The following is a 9,662-nucleotide window of genomic DNA, read 5'->3' as shown; positions in this document are numbered from 1 at the left end:
GAGGGCCACCGCCTTCCGGAAGGCCGCCCGCCCCCGCGTCCGGCCGGCTCCACCGGCACGATCGTCCGGCTCGGCCCGTCAGGCGGTCCCCAGCCGTCTCACGGACCTCTCCCGCACCGGGGGCACCGCGTGCCACCGTAGTCTCTCCGTCGGCCTTGACCTGGGTGGACGTTCAGCTTCTCCACCGGTGTCCATGACACCTTCATACCGCATAGCGAGACAGCCCCGTCCGAAGTGTGGACGATGCTGGACGGTCTCCGCGCTGCCATGTCACGCTTCCGCCATGTTCGGAACTGGAATCGCCCTGGTGAGTCGACGACACGTCGACCTCGGTCGCATGTCCAGCGCCATCTGTCCGGCCTGCTGACGCGTTCTCAGCCGCCCGACCTCCCCCCTCCCTCTCCGCGCCCGCGCCGTCGCCTGCGCGGTCCGCCCCTCTGCCCCTGCGCGCATCCGCCCAGCTCAGAGCCGCACTGCCCGCCTGTCCCGAAGGACTGTGAACCATGGCCGCCACGCCTCAGAATCCCGCCGCCTCCCGCCGCAAGGTGAGCCGACACCGCGGCGAGGGTCAGTGGGCCGCCGGGCACTTCACCCCCCTCAACGGAAACGAGCAGTTCAAGAAGGACGACGACGGTCTCAATGTGCGGACACGCATTGAGACGATCTACTCCAAGCGCGGCTTCGACTCGATCGACCCCAACGACCTCCGCGGACGCATGCGCTGGTGGGGCCTGTACACCCAGCGACGCCCCGGGATCGACGGCGGGAAGACCGCCGTGCTCGAGCCGGAGGAGCTGGACGACCGCTACTTCATGCTGCGCGTCCGCATCGACGGCGGCCGGCTCACCACCGAGCAGCTGCGCGTCATCGGCGAGATCTCCCAGGAGTTCGCCCGCGGCACCGCCGACATCACGGACCGGCAGAACATCCAGCTGCACTGGATCCGCATCGAGGACGTCCCCGAGATCTGGAACCGCCTCGAGGCGGTCGGCCTGTCCACCACCGAGGCCTGCGGCGACACCCCGCGTGCCTTCCTCGGCTCCCCGGTGGCCGGCATAGCCGAGGACGAGATCATCGACGGCACCCCCGCGCTGGAGGAGGCCCACCGCCGCGTCGTCGGCAACCCCGCCTACTCCAACCTCCCGCGGAAGTTCAAGACCGCGATCTCCGGCTCCCCGCTGCTGGACGTCGCGCACGAGATCAACGACGTCGCCTTCGTCGGCGTCCGCCACCCGGAGCACGGCCCCGGCTTCGACCTCTGGGTCGGCGGCGGCCTGTCCACCAACCCCAAGCTCGGCGTCCGGCTGGGCGCCTGGGTGCCGCTGGAGGACGTCCCGGACGTCCTGGAAGGCGTCATCTCGATCTTCCGTGACTACGGCTACCGCCGGCTGCGCAACCGCGCCCGCCTGAAGTTCCTGGTCGCCGACTGGGGCCCGGAGAAGTTCCGCCAGGTGCTCCAGGACGAGTACCTCAAGCGCGAGCTGGCCGACGGACCCGCGCCCGCCGAGCCGGTGCGGCGCTGGCGCGACCACGTCGGCGTGCACCGGCAGAAGGACGGCCGCTTCTACGTCGGCTTCGCCCCGCGCGTCGGCCGCGTGGACGGCGCCACCCTCACGAAGATCGCCGACCTGGCGGCGGAGCACGGCTCGGGCCGGCTGCGCACCACGGTCGAGCAGAAGATGATCGTGCTGGACGTCGCCGAGGAACAGGTCGCCTCGCTGACCGAAGGGCTGCGCGCGCTCGACCTGATCGTCGAGCCCTCCTCGTTCCGCCGCGGCACCATGGCCTGCACCGGCATCGAGTTCTGCAAGCTGGCCATCGTCGAGACCAAGGCCCGCGGTTCCGCGCTGATCGACGAACTCGAGCGCAGGCTCCCGGAGTTCGACGAGCCGCTGACCATCAACCTCAACGGCTGCCCCAACGCCTGCGCCCGCATCCAGGTGGCCGACATCGGGCTCAAGGGCCAGCTGGTGCTCGACGAGGAGGGCCGGCAGGTCGAGGGCTACCAGGTCCACCTCGGCGGCGCCCTCGGCCTGGAGGCCGGCTTCGGCCGCAAGGTCCGCGGTCTGAAGGTCACCTCCGCCGAACTCCCCGACTACATCGAGCGGGTGCTGCGCCGCTACCTGGACCAGCGCGAGGACGGCGAGCGGTTCGCCGCCTGGACCGCGCGGGCCGGCGAGAAGGACCTGTCGTGAGCGAGCGGGCCGCCCCCTTCCACTGCCCTTACTGCGGGGACGAGGACCTGCGGCCGGGTGAGGAGGGACCGGGGGCCTGGGAGTGCGGGGCGTGCAACCGCGCCTTCCGGCTGAAGTTCCTCGGCCTGCTCGCCCGCGGGTTCGAGGGCGGCGGTCACCAGGACGGCCGGAGGCACGGAGACAGCGACGGCGAGGAGGGGACATGACCACGGCGGAACAGCAGCGCACCGACGAGGAACTGAAGGCGCTCGCCGAACGGGCGGGCCGGGAACTCGAGGACGCGTCGGCCCTGGACGTCATGCGGTGGGCGGTCGAGACCTTCGGCGACCGCTTCTGCGTGACCTCCTCCATGGAGGACGCGGTCGTCGCCCACCTGGCCTCCCGGGTGCGGCCCGGGGTGGACGTGGTGTTCCTCGACACCGGTTACCACTTCGAGGAGACCATCGGCACCCGGGACGCCGTCGAGGCCGTGATGAACGTCAACGTCCTCACCCTCACCCCCCGGCAGACCGTCGCCGAGCAGGACGCCGAGTACGGGCCGAAGCTGCACGACCGCGACCCGGACCTGTGCTGCAGGCTGCGCAAGGTCCAGCCGCTGGAGGAAGGGCTCGAGGGCTACCAGGCGTGGGCGACCGGCCTGCGCCGCGACGAGTCCCCGACCCGTGCGAACACGCCCGTCGTCGGCTGGGACGAGCGGCGCGGCAAGGTCAAGATCTCGCCGATCGCCCGCTGGACCCAGGACGACGTGGACGCCTACGTCGCCGAGCACGGCGTGCTCACCAACCCGCTGCTGATGGACGGTTACGCCTCCGTCGGCTGCGCGCCCTGCACCCGCCGGGTGCTGGAGGGCGAGGACGCCCGCGCCGGCCGGTGGGCCGGGCGCGGCAAGACCGAGTGCGGGCTGCACGGATGACCGGCGGCACCGGAACCCCGGGGGAGACGGTGGGGCAAGCGATGAGCAAGGAGAACGAGCACGTGAGCGGAGCCACCGTCTGGCTGACGGGTCTGCCGAGCGCCGGCAAGACCACGATCGCCCTGGAGCTCGCCGGACGCCTGCGGGCGGACGGACACCGCGTGGAGGTCTTCGACGGCGACGAGATCCGCGAGTTCCTCTCGGCGGGCCTCGGCTTCACCCGGGAGGACCGCCACACCAACGTCCAGCGCATCGGCTTCCTCGCCGAACTCCTCTCCCGCAACGGCGTGACCACGCTGGTGCCGGTGATCGCGCCCTACGCCGACAGCCGCGACGCCGTCCGCAAGCGCCACGAGGCGGGCGGCACCGCCTACCTGGAGGTGCACGTCGCCACCCCGGTCGAGGTCTGCTCGGTCCGCGACGTGAAGGGCCTGTACGCCCAGCAGGCCGCGGGCGAGATATCCGGCCTCACCGGGGTCGACGACCCGTACGAGGCGCCGGCCGCCCCCGACCTGCGGATCGAGTCGCAGGACCAGACCGTCGCCGAGTCCGCCGCCGCCGTCCACGCGCTGCTCACCGAAAGGGGCCTGGCATGACCACCGTCGCCGCACTCCGTGACACCGCCGCGGGTCAGGGACCGCTCGGCCACCTCGACGTCCTCGAGTCCGAGGCCGTACACATCTTCCGCGAGGTCGCGGGCGAGTTCGAACGGCCGGTGATCCTCTTCTCCGGCGGCAAGGACTCCATCGTGATGCTGCACCTGGCGCTCAAGGCCTTCGCGCCCGCGCCGGTGCCGTTCACCCTGCTTCACGTGGACACCGGACACAACTTCCCCGAGGTCCTCGAGTACCGCGACCGTGTGGTGGCCGCACATGGACTGCGCCTCCATGTGGCCTCGGTCCAGGACTACATCGACCGCGGTGTGCTCCGCGAACGCCCCGACGGCACCCGCAACCCGCTCCAGACGGTCCCGCTGACCGAGACCATCCAGAGCGAGAAGTTCGACGCGGTCTTCGGCGGCGGCCGCCGCGACGAGGAGAAGGCCCGCGCCAAGGAGCGCGTCTTCTCCCTGCGCGACGAGTTCTCCCAGTGGGACCCACGCCGCCAGCGCCCCGAGCTGTGGAACCTGTACAACGGCCGGCACGCCCCCGGCGAGCACGTCCGCGTCTTCCCGCTCTCCAACTGGACCGAGCTGGACGTCTGGCAGTACATCAAGCGCGAGGCGATCGAGCTGCCGTCGATCTACTTCGCCCACGAGCGCGAGGTCTTCCGGCGCGACTCCATGTGGCTGACCGCGGGCGAGTGGGGCGGCCCCAAGGACGGCGAGACGGTCGAGAGCCGCCGGATCCGCTACCGCACCGTCGGCGACATGTCCTGCACCGGCGCCGTCGACTCCGACGCCGCCACGCTGGACCAGGTGATCGCCGAGATCGCCGCCTCCCGTCTCACCGAGCGCGGCGCCACCCGCGCCGACGACAAGCTCTCCGAGGCAGCGATGGAAGACCGCAAGCGCGAGGGGTACTTCTAACCATGACGACCAGCACCGAACAGGCCGCCGAGCCCACCACGCTGCTGCGGTTCGCCACCGCCGGATCCGTCGACGACGGGAAGTCCACCCTCGTCGGACGGCTGCTGCACGACTCCAAGTCGGTCCTCGCCGACCAGCTGGAGGCGGTCGAGCGGGCCTCCGCCAGCCGCGGCCAGGACGCCCCCGACCTGGCGCTGCTCACCGACGGCCTGCGCGCCGAGCGGGAGCAGGGCATCACCATCGACGTGGCGTACCGTTACTTCGCCACGCCGAGGCGGCGGTTCATCCTCGCCGACACCCCCGGCCACGTGCAGTACACCCGCAACATGGTCACCGGCGCCTCCACCGCCGACCTCACCGTGATCCTGGTCGACGCGCGCAACGGCGTCGTCGAGCAGACCCGCCGGCACGCGGCCCTCGCCGCCCTGCTGCGCGTCCCGCACGTCGTCCTCGCCGTCAACAAGATGGACCTGGTCGACTACGCGGAGCCGGTGTTCGCCGCCATCGCCGAGGAGTTCACCGCCTACGCCACCGAGCTGGGCGTCCCCGAGGTCACCACCGTCCCGATCTCCGCGCTGGCCGGCGACAACGTCGTCGAGCCCTCCGCGCACATGGACTGGTACGGCGGCCCCACGGTGCTCGAGCACCTGGAGACCGTCCGCGTCGACGGCACCACCGACCAGCTCCCGGCCCGGCTGCCGGTGCAGTACGTGATCCGCCCGCAGACCGCCGAGCACCCCGACTACCGGGGCTACGCCGGACAGATCGCCGCCGGCTCCTTCCGCGTCGGCCAGGAGATCACCGTGCTGCCCTCCGGCCGCACCAGCCGGATCTCGGGCATCGACCTGCTCGGCGTGCCCGTCGACAGCGCCCACGCCCCGCAGTCGGTGACCCTGCTCCTCGCCGACGACCTGGACATCTCCCGCGGCGACCTGATAGCTCCGACCCAGGCCGTTCCCGCGGTCACCCAGGACGTCGAGGCCACCGTCTGCCACGTCGCCGACGCGCCGCTCACCGAGGGCCAACGGGTACTCCTCAAGCACGGCACCCGCCTGGTCAAGGCGATCGTCAAGGAGATCCCCTCCCGGCTCACCCTGGACGACCTCTCCCTGCACCCGCGGCCCGGACAGCTCGTCGCCAACGACATCGCCCGCGTCGTCGTCCGCACCGCCGAGCCGCTGCCGCTGGACGCCTACGCGCAGTCCCGGACCACCGGCGCGTTCCTCCTGATCGACCCGGCCGACGGCTCCACCCTCACCGCGGGCATGGCCGGCGACTCCTTCGCCTCCGCCCGGCGCACCGCCGAGGCCGCCCCGGCCGCGGCGGACGAGGACGGGTGGGACTTCTGACCATGAACACCCCGGGTTTCTTCGGCACGTTCGCCAAGGAGGGCGGCCGCGTCGGCAGCGGCACCCTCGGCAGCGGGCAGGGCGGAGTCGCCCGATGTGCGGGCCGAGGCCGGCACATCCGGCGCCACCGACTCCGCACCGAACGAAGATCCGACCACCTCCCGGCCACCGCCTGACAGACGCGCAGGCGGTGACCGCCGGGCCACCGAGAGGACACCCTCCCCCGTGCCTGCCCACCGCTCCCCGATCCGCCGGGGTGCCGCCTTGATCGCCGTGCTCCCGCTGCTGGCGCTCGCCGCGTGCGGCTACGGCTCCCAGGCGAAGAGCGACACGCGGAACGCCGTGCCCGAGGGGAAGAAGACCGACGGGCTGGACTCCGTCCGCATCGGCTACTTCGGCAACCTCACCCACGCCACCCCGCTGGTCGCCAACCACCAGGGCTTCTTCCAGGAGGAGCTCGGCGGTACGCGGGCCACCTACCAGGTGTTCAACGCGGGCCCCTCCGAGATCGAGGCGCTCAACGCGGGTTCCGTGGACATCGGGTGGATCGGCCCCTCACCGGCCGTCAACGGCTACACCAGGGCCGAGGGCAGGAACCTCCGCATCATCGGCGGGTCCGCCTCCGGCGGCGTCAAACTGGTGGTCGACCCGGACCGGGTGAAGTCGGTCGAGGACGTCAAGGGCAAGCGGATCGCCACCCCGCAGCTCGGCAACACCCAGGACGTGGCCTTCCTCCACTGGATCTCCGAGCAGGGCTGGAAGGTCGACGCCGAGAGCGGCAGGGGCGACGTCTCCGTCGTCCGCTCCGACAACAAGGTGCTCCCGGGAGCCTTCGCGTCCGGCTCCGTCGACGGTGCGTGGGTGCCCGAGCCGACGGCCTCGAAGCTGGTCGCCGACGGCGGGAAGGTGCTGCTGGACGAGGCGAGCCTGTGGCCGGACCAGCAGTTCGTGATCACCAACATCGTCGTCTCCCAGAAGTTCCTCGCCGAGCACCCCGAAGCCGTCGAGGCCGTCCTGCGGGCCTCCGTCAAGACCAACGAGTGGATCAACGCCCACCCCGACGAGGCCAAGCGGGCCGCCAACGCCCAGCTGGAACAGGACTCCGGCAAGGCGCTGCCCGCCGAGGTCCTCGACCCGGCGTGGGAGTCCATCCGGATCACCGACGACCCGCTGGCCGCCACCCTGGACACCCAGGCCTCCCACGCCGTCGACGCGGGCCTCCTGGAGAACCCGCGGCTGGACGGCATCTACGACCTGCGTCTGCTCAACAAGGTCCTGAAGCAGGACGCGAAGCCCGCCGTGGGCGACGCCGGCCTCGGCACCGACTGACCACGATCGCGCCGCCGGTGCACGGCGGGCGACCACATCCATCCGTGAGCTCCCCCAGGAGGTGACCATGGCGACCTTCACCCTCGCCACGGCAGAGGACACCGGGACCGACGTCCGCAGCGCCGCGCGCATCGAGCACGTCTCCAAGTCCTTCGCCGGGCCCGCCGGAACCCAGCTCGTCCTGGACGACATCAGCCTCGACGTCGCCCCCGGCGAGTTCGTGACCCTCCTGGGGGCCTCCGGCTGCGGCAAGTCCACCCTGCTCAACCTGGTCGCCGGCCTCGACCGGCCGACCTCGGGCGCCATCACCACCGACGGCCGCCCCGCCCTGATGTTCCAGGAACACGCCCTGTTCCCCTGGCTGACCGCCGGCAAGAACATCGAACTCGCCCTGAAGCTCCGGGGCGTCGACAAGAACCTGCGCCGCGAGCGGGCCGAGGAACTCCTCGAGCTGGTGCGTCTGAAGGGCGCGTACGGCAAGCGCGTCCACGAACTGTCCGGCGGCATGCGCCAGCGCGTCGCCCTCGCCCGCGCCCTCGCCCAGGACAGCCGGCTGCTGCTGATGGACGAGCCGTTCGCCGCGCTCGACGCCATCACCCGCGACGTGCTGCACGACGAACTCACCCGGATCTGGCGGGAGACCAACGTCTCGGTCCTCTTCGTCACCCACAACGTGCGCGAGGCGGTACGGCTCGCGCAGCGGGTCGTGCTGCTCTCCTCCCGGCCCGGCCGCATCGCCCGCGAGTGGCAGGTCGGCATCGAGCACCCGCGCCGCATCGAGGACGCCGCGGTCGCCGAGCTGTCCGTAGAGATCACCGAACAACTCCGTGGGGAGATCCGCCGTCATGGCCAGCACTGACACCTCCGCAGCAGCCAAGGAAGACCGGCAGGCCGACGACACCGCCGGGCTCGAGGCAGGCCTCGACGCCCTGGAGTCGGTGGAGCCTTGGCGCACCCCGCTGCGGCAGACCCTGCTGCGCAAGGTCCTCCCCCCGGTCGTCGCCGTCCTGCTGGTCGGCGTGGTCTGGCAGCTGCTGGTCTCCCTGAAGATCGTCGACGACCCCACCAAGCTGCCCGCCCCGTCGGAGGTCTGGGCCGAGGTCGAGGCGTCCTGGCTCGAGGGCGAACTCCTCGGCTTCATCTGGACCAGCGTCTCCCGCGGCCTGCTCGGCTTCCTGATGGCCCTGGCCATCGGCACGCCGCTCGGCCTGCTGGTCGCCCGGGTGAAGTTCGTCCGCGCCGCGATCGGACCGATCCTCTCCGGCCTCCAGTCGCTGCCCTCGGTCGCCTGGGTGCCGCCCGCCGTCATCTGGCTCGGCCTCAACAACTCCATGATGTACGCGGTGATCCTGCTGGGCGCCGTGCCCTCCATCGCCAACGGGCTGGTCTCCGGCGTCGACCAGGTGCCCCCGCTGTTCCTGCGCGCCGGCCGCACCCTGGGAGCCACCGGGCTCAAGGGCGCCTGGCACATCGTGATGCCGGCCGCGCTGCCCGGCTACGTGGCCGGCATGAAGCAGGGCTGGGCGTTCTCCTGGCGCTCCCTCATGGCCGCCGAGATCATCGCCTCCTCGCCCGATCTCGGCGTCGGACTGGGCCAGTTGCTGGAGAACGGCCGCAACGCCTCCTCCATGTCCATGGTCTTCCTCGCCATCATCCTGATCCTGGTCGTCGGCATCGCCATCGACCTGCTGATCTTCAGTCCCCTGGAGCGGCGGATCCTGCGCGGCCGCGGTCTCCTCGTCAAGAGCTGAGCGGTTCCCGTCATGCACCACGCCCCCGTCCTCCTCGTCGTCGCCCACGGAAGCCGCGACCCCCGCCACGCCGCCACCGTCCACGCGCTGGTGCGGCGGGCGCGGGACCGCCGGCCCGGCCTGCGGGTGGAGACCGCGTTCCTCGACTTCAACCTGCCCTCGGTGACCGGGGCGCTGGAGTCGCTGGCCGGCGAGGGGGTCCGGGACGTGGTCGTCCAGCCGCTGCTGCTCACCCGCGCCTTCCACGCCAAGGCCGACATCCCGGCGGTGCTGCGCCAGGCACCGCCGTCGCTGCGGATCCGCACCGCCGAGGTGCTCGGCCCGCACCCGCTGCTGCTCGCGGCGCTCGAGCGACGGCTGTACGAGGCGGGGCTGACCCCCGCCGACAAGCCCGCCACCGGGGTCGTCCTGGCCTCGGCGGGCTCCACCGACCCGGAGGCGATCGCGGTGATCGCTGACATCGCGCGGGAGTGGCGGCACACCGGTTGGTGCGCCGTGCGACCCGCGATCGCCTCCGCGGCGGCTCCCGGAGGATTTCCGCACACCGAGGACGCCGTGCGGGAACTGCGGGCCGCCGGATGCGAGCGGGTGGCCGTC

The 9,662-nt window shown here is 71.8% G+C and carries 12 protein-coding genes; all 12 read left to right on the top strand.

Annotated elements, in window-relative coordinates:
* Window positions 1–193 precede the first annotated feature (193 nt).
* Window positions 194–367 (top strand): putative leader peptide, encoded by a 174-nt coding sequence (locus tag HW445_RS34380; protein WP_374939623.1) that lies wholly within the window; start codon window positions 194–196, stop codon window positions 365–367.
* Window positions 368–503: 136 nt separating this feature from the next.
* Window positions 504–2,195 (top strand): nitrite/sulfite reductase, encoded by a 1,692-nt coding sequence (locus HW445_RS09400; protein ID WP_180220572.1) that lies wholly within the window; start codon window positions 504–506, stop codon window positions 2,193–2,195.
* Window positions 2,192–2,401, top strand: a complete 210-nt coding sequence (locus HW445_RS09395) for a hypothetical protein (RefSeq protein WP_180220571.1) — start codon at window positions 2,192–2,194, stop codon at window positions 2,399–2,401. Before HW445_RS09400 ends, HW445_RS09395 begins: the two co-directional genes overlap by 4 nt.
* Complete coding sequence (locus HW445_RS09390; RefSeq protein ID WP_180220570.1) at window positions 2,398–3,108, top strand: phosphoadenylyl-sulfate reductase; 711 nt, start codon at window positions 2,398–2,400, stop codon at window positions 3,106–3,108. The genes HW445_RS09395 and HW445_RS09390 overlap by 4 nt, the downstream gene beginning before the upstream one ends.
* Window positions 3,109–3,149: 41 nt before the next feature.
* Window positions 3,150–3,704: an adenylyl-sulfate kinase gene (cysC, locus tag HW445_RS09385; RefSeq protein WP_257230953.1), complete on the top strand. Its 555-nt coding sequence runs from the start codon at window positions 3,150–3,152 to the stop codon at window positions 3,702–3,704.
* On the top strand, window positions 3,701–4,636 hold the full coding sequence (gene cysD, locus HW445_RS09380; RefSeq protein WP_180220568.1) for a sulfate adenylyltransferase subunit CysD: 936 nt from the start codon (window positions 3,701–3,703) through the stop codon (window positions 4,634–4,636). Before cysC ends, cysD begins: the two co-directional genes overlap by 4 nt.
* A 2-nt stretch (window positions 4,637–4,638) precedes the next feature.
* Window positions 4,639–5,985 carry a sulfate adenylyltransferase subunit 1 gene (locus HW445_RS09375; protein WP_180220567.1) on the top strand — a complete coding sequence of 449 codons (1,347 nt, stop codon included), beginning with the start codon at window positions 4,639–4,641 and terminating at the stop codon, window positions 5,983–5,985.
* Complete coding sequence (locus HW445_RS09370; RefSeq protein WP_180220566.1) at window positions 5,973–6,161, top strand: hypothetical protein; 189 nt, start codon at window positions 5,973–5,975, stop codon at window positions 6,159–6,161. The genes HW445_RS09375 and HW445_RS09370 overlap by 13 nt, the downstream gene beginning before the upstream one ends.
* Before the next feature lie 49 nt (window positions 6,162–6,210).
* Window positions 6,211–7,314 carry an aliphatic sulfonate ABC transporter substrate-binding protein gene (locus tag HW445_RS09365; RefSeq protein ID WP_180220565.1) on the top strand — a complete coding sequence of 368 codons (1,104 nt, stop codon included), beginning with the start codon at window positions 6,211–6,213 and terminating at the stop codon, window positions 7,312–7,314.
* Between the two features lie 67 nt (window positions 7,315–7,381).
* Complete coding sequence (locus HW445_RS09360) at window positions 7,382–8,173, top strand: ABC transporter ATP-binding protein (RefSeq protein ID WP_180220564.1); 792 nt, start codon at window positions 7,382–7,384, stop codon at window positions 8,171–8,173.
* On the top strand, window positions 8,160–9,065 hold the full coding sequence (locus HW445_RS09355) for an ABC transporter permease (RefSeq protein WP_180220563.1): 906 nt from the start codon (window positions 8,160–8,162) through the stop codon (window positions 9,063–9,065). Before HW445_RS09360 ends, HW445_RS09355 begins: the two co-directional genes overlap by 14 nt.
* Before the next feature lie 12 nt (window positions 9,066–9,077).
* A partial coding sequence (locus HW445_RS09350) for a sirohydrochlorin chelatase (RefSeq protein WP_180220562.1) occupies window positions 9,078–9,662 on the top strand: 585 nt, incomplete at its 3' end.

The organism is Streptomyces sp. UH6 (assembly GCF_013421635.1).
In the GTDB taxonomy this organism is placed as follows: Bacteria; Actinomycetota; Actinomycetes; order Streptomycetales; family Streptomycetaceae; genus Streptomyces; species Streptomyces abyssomicinicus.
Note: the sequence above shows the minus strand (reverse complement) of the source record. Positions and strands in the feature narration are given on the sequence as shown.

Coding starts and splice junctions, on each gene's coding strand:
- HW445_RS09355 (WP_180220563.1), top strand. CDS start 8,160: ATGGCCAGCACTGACACCTCCGCAGCAGCCAAGGAAGACCGGCAGGCC.
- cysD (WP_180220568.1), top strand. CDS start 3,701: ATGACCACCGTCGCCGCACTCCGTGACACCGCCGCGGGTCAGGGACCG.
- HW445_RS09360 (WP_180220564.1), top strand. CDS start 7,382: ATGGCGACCTTCACCCTCGCCACGGCAGAGGACACCGGGACCGACGTC.
- HW445_RS09390 (WP_180220570.1), top strand. CDS start 2,398: ATGACCACGGCGGAACAGCAGCGCACCGACGAGGAACTGAAGGCGCTC.
- HW445_RS34380 (WP_374939623.1), top strand. CDS start 194: ATGACACCTTCATACCGCATAGCGAGACAGCCCCGTCCGAAGTGTGGA.
- HW445_RS09375 (WP_180220567.1), top strand. CDS start 4,639: ATGACGACCAGCACCGAACAGGCCGCCGAGCCCACCACGCTGCTGCGG.
- cysC (WP_257230953.1), top strand. CDS start 3,150: ATGAGCAAGGAGAACGAGCACGTGAGCGGAGCCACCGTCTGGCTGACG.
- HW445_RS09400 (WP_180220572.1), top strand. CDS start 504: ATGGCCGCCACGCCTCAGAATCCCGCCGCCTCCCGCCGCAAGGTGAGC.